The sequence below is a fragment of the Amycolatopsis marina genome (assembly GCF_900111885.1).
GTDB classification, from domain to species: domain Bacteria; phylum Actinomycetota; class Actinomycetes; order Mycobacteriales; family Pseudonocardiaceae; genus Amycolatopsis; species Amycolatopsis marina.
The window spans coordinates 109674-132220 of the sequence record NZ_FOKG01000007.1 but is presented as its reverse complement, the minus strand read 5'-3'; the positions used below and the strand labels follow the sequence as shown (position 1 = coordinate 132220).

Below are 22547 nucleotides of genomic sequence, written 5' to 3'. Positions count from 1 at the left end.
CCACAGAAATCACGGATAGCGACATGAGGGATGCCAGTTCAGTCGAACCCGCGCGCGATCACGCCGATGAGCCAGAACGCCACGGCAGTTGCGGAGACCAGCACGGTGGACCACAACAACAGGGACCGGTCGTTGTCCGCCGCCCTGGCCTTGTGCACGGCGAAGAAACCGAGACCCAGCAGCGGCAACGGCAGCAACGGCAGCAGCGACAGGCGGGTGAGCGTCGCCGCCAGGCAGACGACCGCCAGCACGGACAGCGCCACGACGGCGACCGTCCGCAGGACCGGATACCGCCGATGTGCGGCGGCGACAATGCGCTGGGCCAGCTCGCTGACCCCGTACACCTCGGTGCCGTTGTCCGAACCTGGTTGCCGCGTCATTCAGTCCGCCACGAGTCCAGAAGGCTCAGGCCGACTTCTCGCCACGCTCGCTGCGCTGCCGCCGGGAGGGCTGGCGCGAGACGATCGTCGGGTTCACGTTCTCCCGCACGGTCTGCTCGGTGATCACGACCTTCGCCACGTCATCACGACTCGGAATGTCGTACATCACCGGCTGCAGGACCTCTTCCATGATGGCGCGCAACCCACGGGCACCGGTGCCGCGCAGCACGGCCTGGTCGGCGATCGCCTCGAGCGCGGTCTTGGTGAACTCGAGTTCGACGTTGTCCATCTCGAAGAGCTTCTTGTACTGCTTGACCAGCGCGTTGCGCGGCTCGGTGAGAATACGGACCAGCGATTCCTTGTCGAGACTGGTGACGCTGGCCACGACCGGAAGCCTGCCGATGAACTCGGGGATCAGGCCGAACTTGATCAGATCTTCCGGCATGGTGTCGGTGAAGACGTCGCTCTCGTCGATCTCGGACTTCGTCCGGATCTCCGCGCTGAAACCGAGGCCACGCTTGCCGACCCGCTCGTTGACGATCTTCTCCAGCCCCGCGAAGGCACCCGCCACGATGAACAGCACATTCGTGGTGTCGATCTGGATGAACTCCTGGTGCGGATGCTTACGCCCACCCTGTGGGGGCACGGATGCCGTCGTGCCCTCGAGAATCTTCAGCAATGCCTGCTGCACGCCCTCACCGGAGACGTCCCTGGTGATGGACGGGTTCTCCGACTTACGGGCGATCTTGTCGACCTCGTCGATGTAGATGATGCCCGTCTCGGCGCGCTTGACGTCGTAGTCGGCCGCCTGGATCAGCTTGAGCAGGATGTTCTCGACGTCCTCGCCGACGTAACCAGCCTCGGTGAGGGCGGTGGCATCGGCGATCGCGAACGGGACATTCAGCAGTTTCGCGAGGGTCTGCGCCAGGTAGGTCTTGCCGCACCCGGTCGGCCCCAGCATCAGGATGTTGGACTTGGCGATCTCGACCGGCTCGTCCTTGGCGTCCTTCGGCCCGCCCTTGTCATCGGACTGGATGCGCTTGTAGTGGTTGTAGACCGCCACCGCCAGCGTCCGCTTGGCGTCGTCCTGCCCGATGATGTACTGCTCGAGGAAGTCGCGGATGTCGGCGGGTTTCGGCAGCTCGTCGAGCTTGACGTCCCCCGCCTCGGCAAGTTCTTCCTCGATGATCTCGTTGCACAGGTCGATGCACTCATCGCAGATGTAGACGCCGGGGCCGGCGATGAGCTTCTTCACCTGTTTCTGGCTCTTCCCACAGAAAGAACACTTCAGCAGGTCTCCGCCGTCGCCGATCCGTGCCATGACCGTTGACCTCGTCCCCTCCGGTGCACAAGTACACCTGACTGTCTCACCCACCCCCACCACAGCGCTACAGCACCATCGGCTGGGGGACTCACGCGCGCTTCCCTTGACGGTACCCGCCCGAGGCCCTCGTGGGGAGGACCTGGAGCAGGCGAGGCGAGGCGCGCCGGGGCAGACCCTAGACCAGAAGACCGGTGTGTGTCGTCCTCGACACACACCGGTCAGCGGATCCGGCCTGCCGGTCCCGGCGGCAGGGGCACGGCCCTACGCCGAGCCCTTGCGGTACGGCAGCACCTCGTCGACGATGCCGTAGTCCTTGGCCTCCTCGGCCGTCAGAATCTTGTCGCGCTCGATGTCGTTGCGCACGTCGTCGACCGACTTGTGCGTGTGCTTGGCCAGCGTGGTCTCCAGCAGCCGGCGGACCCGCTGGATCTCGTTCGCCTGGATCTCGAGGTCCGAGACCTGGCCATAGGTGCCTTCGGTGGCGGGCTGGTGGATCAGGATCCGCGCGTTCGGCAGCGCCCTGCGCTTACCGGGTGTGCCCGCCGCGAGCAGGACCGCCGCCGCCGAGGCCGCCTGGCCGAGGCATACGGTTTCGATGTCGGTCCGCACGAACTGCATCGTGTCGTAGATGGCCATCAACGAGGTGAAGGAACCACCGGGCGAGTTGATGTAGATGCTGATGTCGCGGTCCGGGTCCTCGTGCTCGAGGTGCAGCAGCTGGGCCATCACGTCGTTCGCCGACGCGTCGTCCACCTGCACGCCGAGGAAGATGATCCGCTCTTCGTACAGCTTGTTGTAGGGGTTGGATTCCTTGACCCCGTAGCTGGTGCGCTCGATGTACGAGGGCAGCACGTACCGGGACTGCGGAAGGTGTAGCTGGCTCATGAAGGTCTCCTTGTCAGCGCGATACCGGTCAGCTGCCCGCACCAGGGCGCGTTTCGCGCGTCAGAACGTGGTCCACGAAGCCGTACTCGCGGGCCTCTTCCGCGGTGAACCAGCGGTCCCTGTCACCGTCGGCGATGATCTGCTCGACGGACTGCCCCGTCTGCTCGGCGGTGATCTCGGCGAGTTGCCGCTTCCACTTGCCGAAGACCTCGGCCTGGATCGCGATGTCCGAGGCCGTGCCACCCACACCTGCCGACGGCTGGTGCATCAGGATCCGCGCGTGCGGCAGCGAGTACCGCTTGCCCGGCGTGCCCGAGGAGAGCAGGAACTGCCCCATCGAGGCCGCCAGCCCCATCGCGTAGGTCTGCACGTCCGGCGAGATCAGCTGCATCGTGTCGTAGATGGCGAAGCCCGCGGTCACCGAGCCGCCGGGAGAGTTGATGTAGAAGCGGATGTCCGACTCGGAATCGTCCGCGTCCATCAGCAGCAACTGCGCCGTGATCCGGTTGGCGACCTCGTCGTTGACCTCGGATCCGAGCACGACGATGCGCTCCTGGAGCAGTCGCTCGTACACCGAGTCGGTCAGGTTGAGTCCCGCGGTGCTAGTCCGCGCCTCGGGCATGTGCTGCATCACGTCTGCCTGCCTTTTCGCCGCCGTGGGCCCCGGAGTGCGCGACCCACTCTGCTGTCTTTCGTAACTGAGGATCTTGTACTCGACCTTAACGAACTTGGGCGGTGCAGAATGCCTGACACCGCCCAAGTTCGCTGAGAGCATTACCGATCCGTCGTTGTTCCCGCCGTCTCGGTGACGTCGGTCTCGTCCGCGTCACCCGATTCGGTCGCCTCGCTGGTGGACTCGGCCGTGGCGGCCTCCGTCACGTCGATCGCGGTGTCGTTCTCCTCGGCGCCGTCCTCCTTGCCGAACAGCTCGTCGAGGTCGATCGGCTCCCCGGCCGAGTCGGTGACGGTGGCACTCCGGACGATCGAGGCCAGCGCCTTGCCGCGGCGCACGTCGGCGTAGATGGCGCCGAGCTGGCCCGACTGCTGGGCACGCTGCACGTACTCGTCCGGGCTGACGCCGAAGCGCTGCGCCTGGTAGATGATCCGCTCGGTCAGCTCGGCGTCGTTGACCTGGACGTTCTCCGAGTCGGCGATGGTGTCCAGCAGCAGCTGGGTACGAACCGCCTTCTCGGACTCCTCGCGGGCCTCGTTCTCGAAGTCCTCGAGCGTCTTGCCCTCGGACTCGAGCGCCTTGGCGAAGGCCTCCTCGTCGTGGTCGAACGGGTGGATCGCGTCGTGCTTGCGGTTCTCGATCTCGCCCGCGACGACGTTCTCCGGGAGCGGGACCTCGGTGGAGTCCAGAAGCGACTCGAGGACCTTGTCCCTCGCCTGCACGCCCTGCTGCATCCGCTTGACGCGGCTGAGCCGCTCACGCAGGTCGTTCTTCAGCTCCTCGAGCGTGTCGAACTCGCTCGCGAGCTGGGCGAACTCGTCGTCGGGCTCCGGGAGCTCGCGCTCCTTGACCGACTGGACGGTGACGCTGACCTCGGCGTCCTTGCCCGCGTAGTCGCCTGCCACGAGCCGGGTGGTGAAGGTCTTGGTCTCGCCTTCGTTGGCCCCGATGATGGCCTCGTCGATACCGTCCACGAGCTGGCCGGAGCCGATCTCGTAGGAAAGGCCGGAGGTGGACGCGTCGGGCACCTCCTCGCCGTCGACCGTGGCCGAGAGGTCGATCGAGACGAAGTCGCCGTTCTCGGCTGGCCGGTCCACGCCCTTGAGCGTGCCGAACCTGGCGCGCAGCTCGTCGAGCTGCTCATCGACCTCGGCCTCGGTCAGTTCGACGTCGTCGACGCTGACCGAGATGCCCGTGAATTCGGGCAGGGTGATGTCCGGGCGCACGTCGACCTCGGCCGTGAACTCGAGCACCTCGCGGTCTTCGAGCTTGGTCACCTCGAAGTCCGGGCGGCCCAGCGTACGGACCTCACCGGCCTGCACGGCCTCCATGTACTTGGCCGGGATGACCTCGTTGACGACCTCATCGAGCACCGGGGCGCGGCCGATCCGGCTCTCCAGCACGCGGGCCGGGGCCTTGCCGGGACGGAACCCCGGGATACGCACTTGCTGGGCGATCTTGCGGTAGGCGCGGTCGAAGTTAGGTTTGAGTTCGTCGAACGGCACCTCGACATTGATCTTTACGCGCGTCGGGCTGAGCTGCTCGACGGTGCTCTTCAACGTTTTCTCCTCGAGCCGTGGCGGTGCTGTCTTGACAGAAAGCAATCGGATGATCCCAGGTCATTGTCCCAGTACAGGGGAACCCGGACTCCCCGAGTCTAGGACAATGACTCGGCAGCTCGAGCCCGGGTTGCGGTTGACGCGGGGTCGAGCGCTCCGGGGGACCGGACATCGGTCGTTCCCGAGCGTGTGACCTGCCCTCGGCCAGGCACTAGCCTTGGGCCGGTGCCCGCCACACTCGCGATCGAGAACTATCGGTCACTGCGGGAACTGGTGATCCCTCTCGGTTCGCTCACCGTCGTGACCGGAGCGAACGGCAGCGGCAAGTCGAGCCTGTACCGGGCGCTGCACCTGTTGGCCGACATGTCCCGTGGCGGCGCGGTGGCGGCGCTGGCTCGTGAGGGCGGGCCGATGTCGACTCTGTGGGCAGGTCCGGAGACGACCGGGCAGGCGGTCCGGGAGGGCGGACACCCGGCGCAGGGCACCATCAGGCAGGCACCGGTCGGTCTGCGACTGGACTTCTCGGGCAGCGACTTCGGTTACGCCGTCGATCTGGGACTGGCACTGGCCGAAACGCTGACGGGCCCCATACGCAACCAGCACGCGGCCGGCGAACCGGATACGTGCTGGTGATCGAGACTGATCTGTCGGGGTGACAGGATTTGAACCTGCGACCCTTCGCTCCCAAAGCGAATGCGCTACCAAGCTGCGCCACACCCCGATGTCCGCCACACCCTGGGCGGTGTGTGACCACCATAGCGGTACCCGTTAGGATGGTGTCGCACCCGGTCCTCCGGGAGCACGCGGGCGTAGCTCAATGGTAGAGCCCCAGTCTTCCAAACTGGCTACGCGGGTTCGATTCCCGTCGCCCGCTCCAGAGTTGAAGTAGCAGGTCAGAGACACGAAAAGCGGCAGGGCCCGAGCCAGGGCGCTGCCGCTTTTTCTGGTCAGCGGGCCAGTGCGGCGCTACGTGACTGACGCCGGCAGGCGGAGGTGACCGCTACGACGCCGCCTCGAGCCGTGGACCATTACGCCACGCGGCGGCGAGGTCTTGCATCGGCAGACCGAGCACCTCGCTGAGGCAGGCGATCGTGCCGAACCCGGGGGTCGGAAGCCGGCCGGTCTCGATCTTGCGCAACGTCTCCGGGGACATACCGGCGGTGTGCGCCACGTCACCGAGATCACGATCTGCTCGCGCCGCACGCAGCATCCTTCCGAGACGCCTGCCGGCCTCGATCTGTTCGGGCGTAAGCGGATTGCGGACCACGACACCAGAGTACGACTGGTATTTTAATACCGCTAGTGTTACGGTGGTATTATTATACCAATCGTACGACGTGAGGGTTCCATGATCGAGTTGAAGTCGCCCGCAGAGATCGAACGGATGCACACGACCGGGCAGTTCGTCGCCCAGATCCTGTCCGAGTTCAGCGAACTCGCAGACGTGGGCGTCAACCTCCTCGACCTGGAACACCACGTGCGCGGCCGGATCCGCCAACGCGGCGCGCAATCCTGCTACTGGGACTACGCCCCGTCCTTCGGCAACGGCCCGTTCCGCAACGTCACCTGCCTGTCGGTCAACGACGCGGTGCTCCACGGACTGCCCCACGACTACGCACTGCGCGACGGGGACGTCGTCACCATGGACCTCGCGGTGGGGATCGACGGCTGGGTCGCGGACGCCGCCCGCACCGTCATCGTCGGCACTCCGGCCGAGGACGATCTGCGACTCCTCCGCGCGACCGAAGAAGCGCTCGCCGCCGGCATCGGGGCCGCGAGGCCGGACAACCGGCTGGGCGACATCTCAGCGGCGATCGCGGCGGTCGCCACCGACTACGGCTATCCGGTCAACACCGAGTTCGGCGGCCACGGGCTGGGACGAACGATGCACGAGGATCCCCATGTCCCCAACACGGGCCGGGCCGGGCGCGGCCTCAAGCTCAGAGCGGGCATGACCCTGGCACTCGAACCCTGGTTCGCCCGCACCACCGACCGGATCGTCTACGACCCCGATGGCTGGACCATCCGCTCGGCCGACGGCTCGCGCACCGCCCACTCCGAGCACACGATCGCGATCACCGGGGACGGCCCCCTGGTGCTCACCCAACGCCTGCCACGCCACGCGGCCCCGGCCTCGGCGTGAGTTCGGCTGATCCGCGGCGAGCCCTCACTCCACCTGCCGGGCCGTGGCCAGCGCCCGTTCGGTCTCCCAGAAGGCACGCATCGATGCGATCAGACCGGACTCCCCCACCCGGTAGACGAACACGCCGTCGGTGTCGACCCGGTAGTTCCCCGGCAGGAACGTGGTGATCGTGCCGACGTTGGCCACCTCGTCGCCTGCCGCGTGCGAGTCCCGGATGACGAACTCGAAGCGCTGCACCTGCGCGATCGCCTTGTCCCAGAACGCGGAGATCCCCGCATGGCCGTGGTGCCCCTTGCCCTCTGGGTCGAAACCGGACGGGCCCACCGGATCCTCGATCACCCCGTCCGGGGCGAACAGTGCCAGCCAGTCCTCCTTCGCCCCGCTCGTCACCGCCTCCATCGAACGCATCGCGGCCTGCCTTGCCGGTGGCTGCTCGACATTCGTGTCCCAGCAGACGGTGATGGTCATTTCTCCAGCCCTTCAGAACTTGGCGATGATCTCGTCGGCGAACTTCCTGATCGAGTCCTTTTTAGACTGAAGATCGGCGTCGAATCCGAGCCCGTCGAAGACCCAGGGCATGGTGATCACGTCCGTCACACCGATCTCGGCCTGCTCGCGGTACCCGTCGAGTCCGAACCGGTCGACGCACACGGCCTGAATCTCGAACGGTTCCGCTGCCGTGCCCGCTTCGGCACGCAGCGTCCGCAGGCGTTCGATCGTCGAGCGCAGGTCGTCGAACTTCATCATCGCCGAGGCCCAGCCGTCGCCGACGCGAGCGGCACGCCGGAGCGCCACCTCCGTGTGTCCGCCCACGTAGAACGGCACGCGCGCCCGCGGCGCCGGACTCATTCGCAGCTTGTCGAAGTCGAAGAACTTTCCGTGGTACTCGACCATTCCGCCGTCGAGGATGAGCCGCAGGACCTCGATCGCCTCGTCGACCCGCTTGCCCCGGTTCTCATACGGCGCCCCGCACCACTCGAACTCCTCCGGCGACCAGCCGACGCCGAGCCCCAGACCGAACCGATCACCGGTGAGCGCCGCCACCGAGCCGACCTGGCGCGCCAGCAGCACCGGATTGCGCGAACCGAGCTTGAGCACCGACGTGTAGAACCGGATGTCGCTCGTCACCGCCCCCATCGCCGCCGTGGCCACGAGCGGGTCAGCCCAGGGCGTCTCCTCGTTCCAGAATCGAGCGCCGTCCGGGGTGTAGGGGTAGTCGGCCGACACGGTCTCGCTGTAGAACAGCGAATCCGGCAGCGCGACCGAGGCGAAGCCGCATTCCTCGGCCGTCGCGGCCAACTCCGTGAGCTGGTCCAGCGGGTTCATCGCGACAGACAACGTGAACTTCATGCCCTACCACTCCCGTCGACGCCCGGAGAACCACCGGCGCGCAGAACTATAACGTGTTCTAGTTTCGACCACCAGGGTCCGCCATGCGCGCACACGGAAGCGCATGGTGACGGACGCCACATCGTCGCCGTGATTCAGGTCATCCGGACCAACATCGAGAGCCGCCGAGGTCGCCCGAGCGCCGTGCAGGTCGAACCAGGAAACCCTTGCGGGAGAACGATTTCCCACTGTGACCAACCACATTCCTGAGCATTGGGCGAAGGTGGCAGGGTCCCCCGATCGCGTGGTTACCGTTTCGTTACCGCCGAGTCGTCGGAACGTTCGGCGGATGTCCGGAGACGTACAACCACGGAGGACACGATCGTGCCCACCTCTTCGCGCAACAGCGGGAAGGCCGCCCGCACCCTCGGCTCGGCCGGAATCGCCTGTGCGCTCGGCGCAGGAACCCTGCTCGGCCTGTCCGGTACCGCCTCGGCCGCCGTCCCGACCGAGCAGACCATGGACTCGGCCCCCTCCTCGGTCGACGAGGGAACGACCGTCACGTTCCGGGGCACGCTCTCCGGACTCGGTGACCGGCCACTGTCCGGCGAGGACGTCACACTGCAGTGGCGCGGGGGCCAGGGCCAGCCGTGGCAGGAGGGTGGCAGCGACACCACGAACGACAAGGGCGTAGCCGCGATCCAGGCCGACGTGGACCGCACCGCACAGTGGCGGATCAGCTACCCGGGCGATCGGCTGAACGACCCCGCCGCGTCCAAGCCGGTCACGGTGAAGGCCGAGCAGTCCATCGGTGAACGGCTCGTCGAAACGGCTGCCGCCCAAGCGGGCGAGTCGTACTCCTACGGCGCGTCGGGCCCCGACAGCTTCGACTGCTCCGGCCTGACCCAGTACGTCCACAAGCAACACGGGATCGACCTGCCCCGCACGTCCGGTGACCAGCGCGCGGCGCTGCCCGAGATCGCCAAGGACGACAAGCGTCCCGGGGATCTGATCTTCTTCGCCGACGGTGGCAGCGTCTACCACGTGGGCATCTACGCGGGCGGCAACACGATGTGGGCGGCGCCTGAGCCCGGTGACGTCGTGCGCGAACAGGAGATCTGGACCGACGCGTACACCGTCGGTCGCGCCTGGTGAGCCGCACGCGGGAACTGATCGCCTGCTGTCCTCGTTGTCCGGTTTCAGGGAGCCGAACAACCGGAGCGTGAACCAATGGGTACGGCGATCGTGTTGATCGTGCTGATTGCCCTCGTCGTGGTGGGCGGCGCCTACCTCGTGCGATCGCAGGCAGCCGCGAAACGGCGCAGGCTGGACGACGCGAAGGCCGAGGCGAGACGGTGGCTCGAGCGTCTCGGCGGCCAGGTGCTCAACCTGACGGGCACCGACACCGCATCCCAGCAGGCCATCGCCGACGCGGCGGAGCGCTACAACGCCGCCGGTTCACAGATGGAGCAGGCCGAAACCATCGAACAGGCACGGCTGGTGCGGGAGACCGCCCTGGAAGGCCTCTACTACGTCCGGGCCGCCAGGACCGCCATGGGCATGGATCCCGGACCGGAACTGCCGACCGACGCCGAACGCGAACGGGCGGGCGCGGTGACCGAGCACCGCTCGGTCAACGTCGAGGGCCAGACCTACGAGGCCTCCCCCGAACCGGGGCAGAACACGCCGCACTACTACCCGGGCGGCCGGGTGGCGGGTCGGCCGGTGCCCCAAGGCTGGTACAGCGAACCGTGGTGGAAGCCCGCGCTGGTGGCCGGGGCCTGGGGCATGGGCTCGATGCTGCTGTTCAGCGCGATGTTCTCCGGTATGCCGGGCGTGCCGGCAGAGGCGTCGATGGACTCAGCGGATGCCGGTACCGACGGCGGAGACATGGGCGACGGCAGCGACATGGGAGACATGGGCGGCGGCATGGACTTCGGCGGCTTCGACGGCGGCTTCTGAGCCGTCACGTCCATCCGGCTGGTCACCCCGGTTGACAGGTGGGGCACCAGTACAGGTTCCTGGCCGCAAGTACAGCGTGCTCAACCGGAGTTCCACAGACCAGACAGGGCTGCCCGGTGCGGCGGTAGACGTAGACCTCTCCGCCGTGCCGGTCCTGCCGCGGCGCCCGCCCCGTGGCCTCCGGCAGGTGCTCGTCGGCCACCGTGTCGATCCGGCCGGTGCGCACACCGGCACGCATGAGCCCGACCAGGTCGGCCCAGATTTCGGTCCACAGTGCCCGGTCCAGCGACCTGCCCGGCAGCATCGGCGCGACACCGTGGCGGAAAAGCACCTCCGCCCGGTACACGTTGCCGACTCCCGCGAGTACCGACTGGTCCATCAACAGTGCCGCCAGTGAACTCCGGGACCGCGAGATCCGCTCCCACGCCCGATCGGGCCGGGCGTCGCGGCGCAGCGGATCGGGTCCGAGCCGCGCCTTGATCGCGTCGATCTGTTCCTCGTCGAGGAGTTCACAGCGCGTCGGGCCGCGCAGGTCGGTCCAGTGGGCGCGCCCCACGAGGCGCATCCGCACCTGTCCTACCGGCGGGGTCGCCGGCAGCGGCGCCTCGGTGAACGCCCCGTAGAGACCGAGGTGCACGTGGACGGTGCCGTGCTCGCCGTAGTCGTGGAACAGGTGCTTTCCGTAGGCCTCGGCATCCCGCAGCACCTGTCCGTCCAGCACCGCGGCCTCCGCCGCGAACCGGCCCTGCGGGCTCGCGACCGCGACCTCGGTGCCCGCGTAGCGACGGCGGTGCAGCCGGGCCAGCCGGTGCAGGGTGTGCCCTTCGGGCATCCGCTCAGGCGCTGGGCAGCGGCGGCGGGGTACCCGTGCGCTCGTAGTCGAGCAGCTGGTCGACCCTGCGCACGTGCCGGTCCTCCGGTGAGGGCAGAGTCGCCAGGAACGCCTCGACGATCTCCGTGGCCTCATCGGCCGTGTGCATCCTGGCGCCGACACCGATCAGCTGGGCATGGTTGTGCTCTCTGGTCAGGCGGGCGATCTCCGTGCTCCAGGCCAGCCCGGCACGGGCTCCGGGCACCTTGTTCGCCGCGATCTGCTCGCCGTTGCCCGAACCGCCGATTACCACACCGAGGCTGCCCTCGTCGGCGACCACTCGCCGCGCCGTCTCGATGCAGAAGGCCGGGTAGTCGTCTGCCGCGTCGTAGACGTGCGGACCGACGTCGGTGACCTCGTGGCCCTGCTCGCGGAGGTGGGCGACAAGGTGGTTCTTGAGTTCGAAGCCGGCATGGTCGGCTCCCAGATAGACACGCACGGCGCGCAGTCTGCCATCCCTGTTCCCCGCCCCGGCGTCCGCCCGGCATCCTTGTGACGTGGACGTACTCGGGCAAACACTGCGGGACCTGGACATTTTCGGCCAGGGCGGCCACGACATCAGGCTGGAGTGGAGCGCCGAGGGCGTCGCTGCGCTGGCCGAGGAGTGCGCGGTCCTCGTCGTGGTCGATGTGCTCTCCTTCTCGACCACCGTCGACCTGGCCCTGATGCGTGGCGGCCGGGTGCTACCGACGCCGTGGGGCGATCGCGGCGCGATCGAGGCGGCTACCGCGGCCGGCGCTTCGCTGTACGACGACGATGGCCACGCTCTGCGGCCGAGCTCGGTCCTGCGCACTCCGCCGGGGGCACTGCTGGCGCTGCCCTCCCCCAACGGCGCGACCCTGTGCACGCTGGCGGCGGACACCGGCGCGAAGGTGTTGACCGGCTGCCTGCGCAATGCCAAAGCCGTGGCCGAGCTGGCACGGGCGGTGGCCAAGGGCGAGCCTGTCGGGGTGATCGCCGCGGGTGAGCGCTGGGGCGTGGACATCCTCGCCGAACCGGGGACGATCGGGCCGCTACGCCCGTGTGTGGAGGACCATCTCGGAGCGGGCGCGATCGTGGACGCCCTGATCGCGGCGGGCTTGCGGCGACCGTCGCCCGAAGCGGCGCAGGCGGCCCGCGCCTTCCGCGCTGCCGGGCCGGACGTGGGCGCCGTGGTGGCCGGTTCGGCCTCCGGCAAGGAGCTCATCAACGGCGGTCACGGCGGCGACGTCGAGCTGGCGATCGCGGTCAACCGCTCGGCGGTGGCGCCGTACCTGGTCGACGGGGCGTTCCAGGACGTTGCGGCACGATGAAACGGCGGCACGGCAGACTGGGCCGATGACGCACCGGCCGGGGCATTGGGTCGAGGTCGCCGATCGGACCTTCGCCCGTAGATACGCCGAACTGGACCAGACACTGGGGCTGGTGGTCGGCGACGAACACTGCCTGGTGATCGACACCGGCAGTGATGAGAGGTTCGGCGCCGAGCTGGCGGCCGCGGTCCGGGAGATCACCGCACTGCCGTGGACCGTGATGATCACCCACGCCCACTTCGACCACTTCTTCGGTACCAGGGCGTTTCTGCCCTGCCCGGTCTGGGCCCACGCGCGCTGTCGGGACGTCCTCGCGGACACCGCCGAGCAGACCCGCCGGGACTGGGCCGAGCGCTACCGCGGCGAAGGCAAGGCCGACCTCGCCGTCCTGCTGGAGGCGGCGGAACTCGTGCTCCCGACCGGTGTCTTCACCCAGAGCATCGAACTCGATCTCGGTGGCCGCGCCGCTGTGCTGCTACATCCCGGACCCGCGCACACCGACCACGACGTCGCTGTCCACGTTCCCGACGTCGGTGTGCTGTTCGCGGGCGACCTGGTCGAGCAGGGCGCGCCGCCGTCGGTCGGCTCCGACGCCCATCTCGCGAGGTGGCCGGATGCACTCGACCGGCTGTTGGAGCTGGGCCCGGGCACGATCGTGCCCGGGCACGGCGACCCCGTCGACCCGGAGTTCGTCACCCGGCAGCGCGACGCCCTCCGCGAGCGGCACGCCGCCGGGGACCCCGGGCGGTAATTCGTCGACGAATTCCGGCCTCAGTCGAAGTTCAGCTCGCCCGTCCGGGTCCGCTTGAGTTCGAAGAAGTCCTGGTAACCGGCGAGCAGACGCGCCCCGTCGAACACCTTCACCGCGTCCTCGCCGCGTGGGATCGAGGTCAGCACCGGGCCGAAGAACGCGACGCCGTCGATGTGCAGCGTCGGTGTTCCGACGTCCATCCCGACCGGGTCCATCCCCTCGTGGTGGCTCTTGCGTACCGCATCGTCGTAGTCGGCGGAGTCGGCGGCCTCGGCCAGTTCGGCAGGCGCACCGATCTCCGCCAGCGCCTCGACGACAGCCGTCTTGTAGTCCTTGTTCCCCTGGTTGTGAATGCGCGTGCCGACCGCGGTGTAGAAGTCGCGCAGCGACTCCTCGCCGAGCTTCTGGGCCAGCGCGACGGCCACCCGCACCGGGCCCCACGCCTTGACCAGCAACTCCCGGTACTCCTCCGGCAGGTCCTCCCGCCCTTCGTTCAGCACGGCCAGGCTCATGATCCGGAAGCGCAGGTCCAGATCACGCTGCCGCTCCACCTCGAGGATCCAGCGCGACGTGATCCAGGCGAAGGGACAGGCCGGGTCGAAGTAGAAGTCCACTCTGGTGGGTACGGCTGCCTGCTGACCGGTCGTCATCGCGTTCTCCCTGGTTGTCGAGTCCCGAGGCCGGGGTAAGGGCCTCCACAGCGAGCAACAGCCGTCGCGCCGCCCTTGTTCCCGTCCGCGCCACCCGTCGTCAGCACCGATCCGCGCATGATTGGATGCCAGACAACAGATGCAACCGACAACCGCTACCAGCAGCCGAGGTGCCCGTGCCCGCCCCAAATCTGACCCGTGAGCAAGCCTCACTCCGCGCCGAACTCCTGGACGTCCAGTCCTACGACATCGAACTCGACCTCACCGACGGCCACGGCGGCCCCGGCGAGAAGACGTTCGACTCGCGGACGACCATCCGGTTCACCAGTTCCCGGCCAGGTGAAAGCTCGTGGGTCGACATCGTGGCGGCTGGTGTCCGGTCAGCCACGCTCAACGGCACCGCACTGGATGTCTCCGGATATGTGGAGGACAACGGTCTCGAACTGCCGGACCTCGCGGAGTCGAACGAGCTCGTCGTCGAGGCGGACTGCAGGTTCATGAACACCGGTGAGGGCCTGCACCGGTTCGTCGACCCGGTGGACGACGGTGTCTACCTCTACACGCAGTTCGAGACCGCCGACGCGAAGCGCATGTTCGCCTGCTTCGACCAGCCGGACCTCAAGTCCGTCTACCGCCTCACGGTGCTGGCGCCGAAGGACTGGAGGGTCATCTCCAACGCGCTCGCCGCGTCCACGGAGGACGTCGGAGACGACGGCGCGGTGCGGACGGTCTTCGCCGAGACCGAGCGCATCTCCACCTACCTGGTCGCGCTGATCGCCGGGCCGTACGCGGAGTGGCGCGACACCTACACCGACGAGCACACCTCGATCCCGCTCGGCATCTACTGCCGCGCATCCCTCGCCGAGTTCATGGACGCTGAACGGCTGTTCACCGAGACCAAGCAGGGGTTCGGCTTCTATCACGATAACTTCGGCACGACCTATCCGTTCTCGAAGTACGACCAGCTGTTCGTGCCGGAGTTCAACGCGGGCGCGATGGAGAACGCCGGAGCGGTCACGTTCCTCGAGGACTACGTGTTCCGCAGCCGGGTCACCCGTTACGCGTACGAGCGCAGGGCCGAGACGCTGCTGCACGAGATGGCGCACATGTGGTTCGGCGACCTGGTGACCATGCGCTGGTGGGACGACCTGTGGCTGAACGAGTCCTTCGCGACCTTCGCCAGCGTCCTGGCCCAGGCGGAGGCGACCGAGTACAAGCACGCCTGGACCAGCTTCGCCAACATCGAGAAGTCCTGGGCCTACCGTCAGGACCAGCTGCCGTCCACTCACCCCATCGCCGCGGACATCGTGGACCTGCAGGCGGTGGAGGTGAACTTCGACGGCATCACCTACGCCAAGGGCGCCAGTGTGCTCAAGCAGCTGGTGGCCTACGTGGGCCTGGACAACTTCCTGTCCGCGCTACGGATGTACTTCACCAAACACGCATGGGGCAACGCGACGCTGGCCGATCTGCTCACCGCGCTCGAGGAGGCCTCCGGCCGGGACCTGTCCTGGTGGAGCGCCCAGTGGCTGGAGACGACCGGGCTGAACTCGCTCAGCCCGCGGTTCGAGGTCGGTGAGGACGGCGCGTTCACCTCCTTCGCCGTCACACAGACCGGCGCCAAGCCCGGCGAGGGCGAGCTGCGCACGCACCGCGTGGCCGTCGGTGTCTACGACGAGAACTCCGAGGGCAAGCTGGTCCGCACCGAGCGCGTCGAGCTCGACGTCGACGGTGAGCGGACCGAGGTGCCCACGCTGGTGGGGACAAAGGCGGGCAAGCTGGTTCTGGTCAACGACGACGACCTCACCTACTGCACGATGCGCCTGGACATGGGCTCGCTGGCGACCCTGGTCGACCGGATCGCCGACATCACCGAGCCACTCCCCCGCACGCTGTGCTGGTCAGCGGCATGGGAGATGACCCGCGAGGCCGAGCTGAAGGCGCGGGACTTCGTCACGCTCGTGATGCGGGGAGTCCACGGTGAGACCGAGGTCGGCGTGGTGCAGCGACTGCTGTTGCAGGCCCAGACCGCACTCAACTCCTACGCCGAGGAGAGCTGGGCCAAGCAGCACGGCTGGCCCGCCTTCACCGGCAGGCTGCTGGAGCTGGCCCGATCGGCCGAGGCCGGGTCCGATCACCAGCTGGCTTTCGTGAACTCGCTCGCCGGAGCGGTGCTGGATGACGAAGCGCTGACGGCCGTGGCCGGATGGCTGGACGGCTCCGCGCCGCTGAACGGGCTCACGGTCGACACGGACCTGCGCTGGCGGTTGCTGCACGCGCTCGTGGCGCATGGTCGCGCCGGCGAGGCGGAGATCGAGGCCGAGCAGGCCAGGGACGACACCGCGGCGGGGCGCAGGCACGCTGAACGCTGCCGCGCACTGCGTCCGACAGAGGAGGCGAAGTCGGACGCTTGGCAGCGGGCCGTGTACGACGACGAGCTGCCCAACGCCGTGAGCGACGCGCTCATCTCCGGGTTCGCCCACCCGGGACAGAAGCCGCTGCTCAGTGCGGGCGGCTACGTCGAGCGGTACTTCGCGGTCATCGACGAGGTGTGGCAGCGGCGCTCCAGTGAGCGTGCGCAGCCGACCGTGGTGGGCCTCTTCCCGGCGTGGGCGGTGGCGAAGTCCACGGTGCAGGCCGCCGACGAGTGGCTGAGCGGAGACCGCCCCGCCTCGCTGCACAGGCTGGTCAGCGAGGGGCGTGCGGGGATCGTCCGCGCGCTGGCCGCCCGTGAGTTCGACCAGAGCTGACCCTACGTGAAACGGCCCCCGAGGCCACTGGAACTCCAGTGGCCTCGGGGGCCGCAAGCCGGTTCAGGCCGGGTTTGGCCCTGCCTGGTCGGTCATCATCCGCAGGCCGCTGACGAGCCCGCCGATCAGGTCGCCCTCCTTGAACGACGCGACCATGCTCATCACCGCGAGCTTGGCAGCGCGGTCGGGCACCCGGTAGTGCGCGTCCTCGCCGGTCACCACCTCGACGACACGCTCACCGGGCGACACCGCGATCAGCACGGCCCGGGTCGCGGCCGGCCCGATGGACGAGTGCAGCGCCTCGGCGGCCTGCCTGCTGTCCTCGCCGAGCTCGCCGAGATAGACGCTGAAGTCCAGTCCGGTCTCGCGGCTCGACAGCGTCAGTGCCTCATCCAGCCGGGCGAGCTGCATGGGACTGAATGGGCTGGATGGAGTATCGAACTCGTGCATTTTGGCCTGTGAAACCCGGCCGCTTGCCGTAACGACGGCGCCCGGTTCCAAGTCGGCCTCGTCGATTCGGACCGCACCAGGGGAATGCGTCATCTCACCAGTTGCCACGAGCGCCTCCCTTTGCCGTCGTACCCGTACCGTCGGCAGCGGGCTGGATGCGCGACGTGCCGACGCCCTCCGGGTTGGCACTCCACCACTGCGGGGGGTGCTCCCACGGCTGACCCGGACGGTAGCGCTGCGCACCGGAGAACTTGGACCTCAGCGTGGCCAGGCTGACCGCGCCATAAATGGCGAGCGGGATCAGCGCGAAGACCAGAATCGTCTCGACCATATTCACGTCGCGAAGCGTAGCCGATCGGCCCGGCCGACCTCCGTGCACGGCACCTGCCCGACGCCGATCCGCACCTTTGTCCACACCCGACCGTGGGCCGCCGCAGAGGCCCCGTCCGCCGACTGCCACGCGACCGATCCCACGTTGAGGTGAAGCGCTTCGCGCGAAAGGTTGCAACTCAACGTACGGGCGGCGGCACACACCGACGGCGGCTTGTTCCCTGAGTGAAATGCTCGTAGTTTTTTCACCTGTACGGGCCTTGCGCCCAGCTCCCCATCCCTAATAAGTGACACACCGGTCCCGGGAGGACTCATCATGCTCATCGCCCAGCCCCCTACCCAGGCGATTGTCGACACGACTCCGTCACCCTCGGAGGCCTGTACCGAACGTGGCATCCGGGTTACGGCCGGTACGCGAGTCACCCGTGGCACCAGGGTCACCCGCGGCACGAGGGTCACCGCGGGGACCCGGGTGACCGCCGGTACCCGAGTCACCAGGGGAACCAGGGTCACCCGAGGCACCCGCGTCACCTGCGGGACCCGTGTCACCTGCGGAACGCGAGTCACCCGTGGCACCCGGGTCACCAGGGGCACGCGCGTGACCGCCGGTACCCGGGTCACCAGGGGAACCCGGGTCACCCGAGGCACGAGGGTCACCGCGGGCACACGCGTCACCGCCGTGCGGTCCGAGTTCGCGCTGGCCGCCTGAACCAGACAGTCCCGCGAGAGCGACAACGGGAAGCACGCACAACCCCGGGCACCTCGTTGAGCCGAGTGCCCCGGACGCACCATCGGCCCGCCCAGCCGCCGCCGTCGGCACCACAGCGGCTGGGCCGCCGAGGTCCGGTTCCTTCGACCCCGCTCGACTCGGGGTCTGTCCGAAACCTCGGGTCCGCGATCGAGCCGGCCGAGTTCCACAATCACCACGACCACGCAAAAACCAGACCGTAGATGTCCTGTCAGGCCGCAGGCACACCCAGGTACTGATGCCAGAGCGGATCCGACTCCGTCGAGTGCACCAGCAGGCGCCAGTGCGGTCCGTGCGGTGCCCGCGGCACCATCCGCAGCCGCCAGCCCAGTTCCGAGAGCAACTTGTCGGCCTTGCGATGGTTGCACTTCGCGCAGCAGGCGACGCAGTTCTCCCAGGTGTGCGGACCACCACGGCTCCGTGGCACCACGTGGTCGACGGTCTCGGCCCTGCCCCCGCAGTAGGCGCAGCGGAACCTGTCCCGGTGCATCAGACCTGCCCGCGTCAACGGAACCTTCGCCCGGTACGGTACCCGCACGTAGTTGCTCAGCCGGATCACCGACGGCACGGGAACGGCCACCGTCGCCGCGTGCAGCGTGAGCCCCGAAGGGTCACCGTGCACGACCTCCGCCTTGCCACAGATGACCAGCACGATCGCCCTGCGCAACGGCAGCGCTGTCAGTGGCTCGAACGTGGCGTTGAGCAGCAGAACCCGGCGTTTCCCCCACGACCCTGATGGCGCCGAGGAACCCGGTGCTCCAGGGTGGTGTGGCTCCCTGGTACGCCGATGCCCGCGAGGGATACGGCCGGAGCGGTGCGGCGGCCCGTTGGCATCGAGACCGCTGGTCTGCGGCCCGCCTGCCAGGGAAGACGTTGTCGAACGCAACACGACCTCGGGCGCCCACCCGGTCTCGACGAGACTCGGAGCGCCACGAGGGCTGGGTTGTCGGTCTGGCACTCGACCACCTCCACAGGTGCAGGCATAGTCGACCACAGATCACCCCTGGAACGCACGCGCGTTAGCTCACGTGTCACGGACAGTTCGGTAAATTCCGGTCGACGTCCCGCCTGTCGTCATCATCACCGTCACATCAGGCCCATACCCAAGCGAAGTACGGTTGTGTCGAGGCGTCAACGCCGTTCCCGAGAATCCACCACTGCGAAAAGGAGTGCGCCCCGCCGTGATCGAGTTGCTCAGCGAGCCACCGGACTGCATCAACGAGGCAGGCACCTGGTGCGCGCAGGTCTACTCGCTGACGAACAACCACTGGCTCGCGGGATCGGCGGACTGGCTCATCGCCAAGCCGCTGCGGATCCTGCTCATCCTGCTGGTCGCATTTCTCATTCGGCTGATCGTGCGCAAGTTGATCCACCGGGTGACCACGATCCCCACCGACGACTCCGGCCAACTGCCAGCCCTCCTGCGGCCTCTGCGCGACCGGGCACCGGACATGCTCGGGCCGCTGGTCATCGAGCGCAGGCGGCAGCGCGCGAGGACGATCGGTTCGGTCCTGAAGTCGGTCGCGACCTTCATCATCTATGGGCTCGCGTTCGTGCTGATTCTCGGGGAACTGGGGATCAACCTCGGCCCGATCATCGCCTCGGCCGGGATCGTGGGTGTCGCGCTCGGGTTCGGCGCGCAGAACCTCGTCCGTGACTTCCTGTCCGGGATCTTCATGATGCTGGAGGACCAGTACGGCGTCGGTGACATCGTCGACGTCGGCGAGGCGATCGGTGAGGTCGAGGCGGTCGGGCTGCGGATCACCACGCTCCGCGACATCAACGGCACGGTCTGGTACGTCCGCAACGGCGAGATCCTCCGGGTCGGCAACTCCAGCCAGGGCTTCGCCGTCGCGCTGGTGGACATCCCGCTGAGCTACAACACGGATGTGACTCGTGCCACTGATGTACTCGGCAGGGTCGCCATGGAGGCGGCGGCGAGCGACTCGATCGCTCCCGACGTGATGGAACCGCCGCAGGTGCTCGGCGTCGAAAGCGTGACACCCGAGGGCATCCAGCTGCGCCTGACCGTGAAGGTCCGGCCGGGCAAGCAGTGGGCGGTGCAGCGTGCCCTGCGCGCCAGGATCATGACCGCGTTGGAGGAAGCCGGCTTCCAGCCGCCGCTCGGCCGGTTCTACGTCAACCCCCAGAACGGCAACTAGCTCCCCAAGCCTTCCCCGTTCGCGACCCACCCACCACCGCAGGCAAGATGGAGATGTGGCAGACGTGACGAGCCAACCGGCAGATGCCGACCCGCAGAGCTTTTTCGAGGCCGTGGGCGGTGAGCCGACCTTCCGCAAAATCGTCGCCCGGTTCTATGCCGAGGTCGCCGACGACGAGGTGCTGCGGCCCCTCTATCCGGAGGAGGACCTCGGCCCGGCAGAGGACCGACTTCGGTTGTTTCTCATGCAGTACTGGGGCGGTCCGCACACGTACTCCGACCAGCGCGGCCACCCCAGGCTGCGGATGCGGCACGCCCCGTTCTCCATCGGTCCCATCGAGCGGGACGCGTGGCTGCGGGCGATGCGCATCGCGGTGGACGAGGCCGGGCTCGACGAGCCCTATCGGCAGCAGCTCTGGAACTATCTGGAGATGGCCGCCCACTCGATGATGAACAGCTGGACGTGACGGGTGCGACCGAGATCAGCATGACCGACAGCGCCTCTGAGAACCGAGCTGACCAGCGTGGACGCCCTGCCCGAACCCGCTCGGCCGAAGGCACGCTATCGCGGCGGCAGGGCGCCGATCAGCAGGAAACGCAGCCGACTCGAGAAGCAGCGCCCTGGCGAGGCGATCGCGCCGCGGGTTCTCAAACGGACACCGAGGCAGCTCGCCGCGTGCGCAGAACGGCAGAGCAGCCCACGGAGAAGCAGAACGCCCCGCAGTGGTGGCGGGACTGCGTCTTCTACCAGGTGTACGTGCGGTCGTTCGCCGACTCCGACGGTGATGGTGTCGGCGACCTGGAGGGGGTGCGCAACCGGCTCGGCTACCTGGAACTGCTCGGCGTCGACGCCCTGTGGCTGACCCCGTTCTACCGGTCCCCGATGGCCGACCACGGCTACGACGTCGCCGACCCGCGCGCCGTGGATCCGCTGTTCGGCGACCTGGCCGCGTTCGACGCCCTGGTGGCCGACGCGCATCGGCGGGGCATCAAGGTCACGATCGACGTGGTGCCGAACCACACCAGCGACGAGCACGAGTGGTTCGTCGCGGCGCTCGCGGCCGGGCCCGGCAGTCCGGAGCGGGACCGCTACATCTTCCGGGACGGCACCGGCACCGATGGGGCTGCGCCGCCGAACAACTGGGTCAGCGTGTTCGGCGGACCCGCCTGGACCAGGATCGCGGACGGACAGTGGTACCTGCACCTGTTCGGCTCGCGGCAACCGGACCTGAACTGGGCGAACCCGGAGGTCGGTGCGGATCTGGAACAGACGCTGCGGTTCTGGCTGGACCGTGGGGTCGACGGCTTCCGCATCGACGTGGCGCACGGCATGGCGAAGCCAGCCACCCTGCCCGACATGGACCCTCGGGCGGCCGGCGCCTTCGCGACCGGGGAGTTTTTCGACCCCAGGTTCGATGACGACGGCGTGCACGAGATCCACCGGATGATCCGCAAGGTGCTGGACGAGTACCCGTCGACCATGGCGGTCGGCGAGATCTGGACGATGAACGACGACCGGCTCGCCCACTACCTACGACCGGACGAGCTGCATCTCGGGTTCAACTTCCGGCTCGTCCTCACCCATTTCGACGCCGACGCCATACAGGCGACGATCGAACGTTCGCTCACCGCGGCCGCGACCGCGGGTGCGCCGCCGACCTGGACACTGTCGAACCACGACGTCTGGCGCCAGGTCAGCAGGTACGGCGGCGGCCGCCAGGGGCTGGACCGGGCACGGGCGATGGCGCTGGTCCAGCTGGCCCTGCCCGGCGCGGTCTACCTGTACAACGGCGAGGAACTCGGGCTCGGCAACGTCGATCTCCCCGACGAGGCGCTGACGGACCCCCGCGCCCTGCACGAGGACGCGACGGACCGGGGCCGCGACGGAGCACGAGTCCCACTGCCCTGGGAGGGCACCGAAACGCCGTTCGGATTCTCCGACACGGGCCGTTCGTGGCTGCCGGTTCCGGCGGACTGGGCCGAGTTGACCGTCGAGGCGCAACTCGAGGACACGGAGTCGACCCTGTCGCTGTACCGGCAGGCGATCGAGTTACGCCAGCAGCATCCGGCCTGCTCCGGTGACGAGGTGGAGTGGTACGGCGCCCCCGCGGGCTGCTTCGCCCTGCGCAGGCGGCCGGGCGGTCTGATCTGCGCGCTGAACACCTCGGCGTCCCCGGTCGCGCTGCCACCGGGCGAGGTGCTCCTGTCCAGTGCGCCGCTGCGCGACGGGATGCTGCCACCGGATGCGGCGGCCTGGCTGGTGTGACGGTGCTGACAGGGCAAACCGGA

Annotated in this window: 25 protein-coding genes and 2 tRNA genes; 12 read left to right on the top strand and 15 right to left on the bottom strand. The window is 68.1% G+C overall.

Features of this window, described 5'->3' with window-relative positions; translation table 11 throughout:
• Positions 1-38 precede the first annotated feature (38 nt).
• From BM199_RS13575 to tig, 5 genes are all read right to left on the bottom strand, one after another.
• The gene (locus BM199_RS13575) at positions 39-380 is read right to left on the bottom strand and encodes a hypothetical protein (protein WP_091673441.1); all 342 of its coding nucleotides are present in this window, start codon (positions 378-380) and stop codon (positions 39-41) included.
• A 25-nt stretch (positions 381-405) separates the two neighbouring features.
• Positions 406-1701 carry an ATP-dependent Clp protease ATP-binding subunit ClpX gene (clpX, locus tag BM199_RS13570; protein WP_091673439.1) on the bottom strand — a complete coding sequence of 432 codons (1296 nt, stop codon included), beginning with the start codon at positions 1699-1701 and terminating at the stop codon, positions 406-408.
• 264 nt (positions 1702-1965) lie between these two features.
• Entirely contained in the window at positions 1966-2589 is a 624-nt protein-coding gene (locus BM199_RS13565) for an ATP-dependent Clp protease proteolytic subunit (RefSeq protein ID WP_091673437.1), read from the bottom strand.
• Positions 2590-2617: 28 nt separating this feature from the next.
• Complete coding sequence (locus BM199_RS13560; RefSeq protein WP_091673727.1) at positions 2618-3223, bottom strand: ClpP family protease; 606 nt, start codon at positions 3221-3223, stop codon at positions 2618-2620.
• Positions 3224-3363: 140 nt separating this feature from the next.
• Entirely contained in the window at positions 3364-4821 is a 1458-nt protein-coding gene (gene tig, locus BM199_RS13555) for a trigger factor (protein ID WP_091673436.1), read from the bottom strand.
• Between the two features lie 225 nt (positions 4822-5046).
• Between tig and BM199_RS13550 the strand changes: the two genes are divergently transcribed.
• Positions 5047-5454: an AAA family ATPase gene (locus BM199_RS13550; protein WP_091673434.1), complete on the top strand. Its 408-nt coding sequence runs from the start codon at positions 5047-5049 to the stop codon at positions 5452-5454.
• 14 nt (positions 5455-5468) lie between these two features.
• Here BM199_RS13550 and BM199_RS13545 read toward each other — a convergent pair.
• A tRNA-Pro gene (locus tag BM199_RS13545) sits at positions 5469-5542 on the bottom strand.
• Positions 5543-5624: 82 nt separating this feature from the next.
• Between BM199_RS13545 and BM199_RS13540 the strand changes: the two genes are divergently transcribed.
• Positions 5625-5698 (top strand) — tRNA-Gly (locus tag BM199_RS13540).
• 123 nt (positions 5699-5821) lie between these two features.
• Here the strand turns inward: BM199_RS13540 and BM199_RS13535 are convergent.
• Positions 5822-6088: a helix-turn-helix transcriptional regulator gene (locus BM199_RS13535; RefSeq protein WP_091673432.1), complete on the bottom strand. Its 267-nt coding sequence runs from the start codon at positions 6086-6088 to the stop codon at positions 5822-5824.
• An 81-nt stretch (positions 6089-6169) separates the two neighbouring features.
• Between BM199_RS13535 and map the strand changes: the two genes are divergently transcribed.
• Positions 6170-6964, top strand: coding sequence for a type I methionyl aminopeptidase (map, locus tag BM199_RS13530; protein WP_091673431.1), 795 nt, complete (start codon positions 6170-6172; stop codon positions 6962-6964).
• Between the two features lie 24 nt (positions 6965-6988).
• On the opposite strand, the gene BM199_RS13525 is transcribed toward map, so the two are convergent.
• Together BM199_RS13525 and BM199_RS13520 are read right to left on the bottom strand one after the other, a co-directional pair.
• Entirely contained in the window at positions 6989-7432 is a 444-nt protein-coding gene (locus tag BM199_RS13525; RefSeq protein WP_091673429.1) for a nuclear transport factor 2 family protein, read from the bottom strand.
• 12 nt (positions 7433-7444) lie between these two features.
• A complete protein-coding gene (locus BM199_RS13520) occupies positions 7445-8314 on the bottom strand; it encodes a TIGR03619 family F420-dependent LLM class oxidoreductase (protein ID WP_091673427.1) in 870 nt (289 codons plus the stop codon).
• A gap of 363 nt (positions 8315-8677) precedes the next feature.
• On the opposite strand from BM199_RS13520, the gene BM199_RS35090 reads away from it, so the two are divergent.
• A complete protein-coding gene (locus BM199_RS35090) occupies positions 8678-9448 on the top strand; it encodes a C40 family peptidase (RefSeq protein ID WP_342741710.1) in 771 nt (256 codons plus the stop codon).
• Between the two features lie 75 nt (positions 9449-9523).
• The gene (locus BM199_RS13510) at positions 9524-10255 is read left to right on the top strand and encodes a hypothetical protein (protein ID WP_091673425.1); all 732 of its coding nucleotides are present in this window, start codon (positions 9524-9526) and stop codon (positions 10253-10255) included.
• Between the two features lie 22 nt (positions 10256-10277).
• On the opposite strand, the gene BM199_RS13505 is transcribed toward BM199_RS13510, so the two are convergent.
• Together BM199_RS13505 and BM199_RS13500 are read right to left on the bottom strand one after the other, a co-directional pair.
• Entirely contained in the window at positions 10278-11087 is an 810-nt protein-coding gene (locus BM199_RS13505; RefSeq protein ID WP_091673423.1) for an Fpg/Nei family DNA glycosylase, read from the bottom strand.
• A 4-nt stretch (positions 11088-11091) separates the two neighbouring features.
• The gene (locus BM199_RS13500; RefSeq protein ID WP_177242614.1) at positions 11092-11565 is read right to left on the bottom strand and encodes a ribose-5-phosphate isomerase; all 474 of its coding nucleotides are present in this window, start codon (positions 11563-11565) and stop codon (positions 11092-11094) included.
• 58 nt (positions 11566-11623) lie between these two features.
• Here BM199_RS13500 and BM199_RS13495 point away from each other — a divergent pair, with 58 nt between their 5' ends.
• Together BM199_RS13495 and BM199_RS13490 are read left to right on the top strand one after the other, a co-directional pair.
• Complete coding sequence (locus BM199_RS13495) at positions 11624-12418, top strand: 2-phosphosulfolactate phosphatase (RefSeq protein ID WP_245788342.1); 795 nt, start codon at positions 11624-11626, stop codon at positions 12416-12418.
• Between the two features lie 25 nt (positions 12419-12443).
• Complete coding sequence (locus BM199_RS13490) at positions 12444-13169, top strand: MBL fold metallo-hydrolase (protein ID WP_091673420.1); 726 nt, start codon at positions 12444-12446, stop codon at positions 13167-13169.
• A gap of 20 nt (positions 13170-13189) precedes the next feature.
• Here BM199_RS13490 and BM199_RS13485 read toward each other — a convergent pair whose 3' ends face one another.
• Complete coding sequence (locus tag BM199_RS13485) at positions 13190-13819, bottom strand: mycothiol-dependent nitroreductase Rv2466c family protein (RefSeq protein ID WP_091673418.1); 630 nt, start codon at positions 13817-13819, stop codon at positions 13190-13192.
• Between the two features lie 176 nt (positions 13820-13995).
• On the opposite strand from BM199_RS13485, the gene pepN reads away from it, so the two are divergent.
• On the top strand, positions 13996-16569 hold the full coding sequence (pepN, locus tag BM199_RS13480; protein ID WP_091673416.1) for an aminopeptidase N: 2574 nt from the start codon (positions 13996-13998) through the stop codon (positions 16567-16569).
• Between the two features lie 63 nt (positions 16570-16632).
• On the opposite strand, the gene BM199_RS13475 is transcribed toward pepN, so the two are convergent.
• Together BM199_RS13475 and ctaJ are read right to left on the bottom strand one after the other, a co-directional pair.
• A complete protein-coding gene (locus BM199_RS13475; protein ID WP_091673415.1) occupies positions 16633-17127 on the bottom strand; it encodes a DUF5130 family protein in 495 nt (164 codons plus the stop codon).
• Positions 17114-17356: an aa3-type cytochrome oxidase subunit CtaJ gene (gene ctaJ / locus BM199_RS13470; RefSeq protein ID WP_091673413.1), complete on the bottom strand. Its 243-nt coding sequence runs from the start codon at positions 17354-17356 to the stop codon at positions 17114-17116. Before ctaJ ends, BM199_RS13475 begins: the two co-directional genes overlap by 14 nt.
• Positions 17357-17665: 309 nt before the next feature.
• Between ctaJ and BM199_RS13465 the strand changes: the two genes are divergently transcribed.
• A complete protein-coding gene (locus tag BM199_RS13465; RefSeq protein WP_091673411.1) occupies positions 17666-18058 on the top strand; it encodes a hypothetical protein in 393 nt (130 codons plus the stop codon).
• Positions 18059-18308: 250 nt separating this feature from the next.
• On the opposite strand, the gene BM199_RS13460 is transcribed toward BM199_RS13465, so the two are convergent.
• Positions 18309-19055, bottom strand: a complete 747-nt coding sequence (locus tag BM199_RS13460; protein ID WP_245788341.1) for an HNH endonuclease — start codon at positions 19053-19055, stop codon at positions 18309-18311.
• A gap of 223 nt (positions 19056-19278) precedes the next feature.
• Between BM199_RS13460 and BM199_RS13455 the strand changes: the two genes are divergently transcribed.
• The 3 genes from BM199_RS13455 to BM199_RS13445 all read left to right on the top strand — a co-directional run bounded on the left by BM199_RS13455 (position 19279) and on the right by BM199_RS13445 (position 22524).
• On the top strand, positions 19279-20259 hold the full coding sequence (locus BM199_RS13455; RefSeq protein ID WP_091673410.1) for a mechanosensitive ion channel family protein: 981 nt from the start codon (positions 19279-19281) through the stop codon (positions 20257-20259).
• 64 nt (positions 20260-20323) lie between these two features.
• A complete protein-coding gene (locus BM199_RS13450; protein WP_091673408.1) occupies positions 20324-20725 on the top strand; it encodes a globin in 402 nt (133 codons plus the stop codon).
• 209 nt (positions 20726-20934) lie between these two features.
• On the top strand, positions 20935-22524 hold the full coding sequence (locus tag BM199_RS13445) for a glycoside hydrolase family 13 protein (protein ID WP_245788340.1): 1590 nt from the start codon (positions 20935-20937) through the stop codon (positions 22522-22524).
• The last annotated feature ends 23 nt before the right edge of the window (positions 22525-22547 follow it).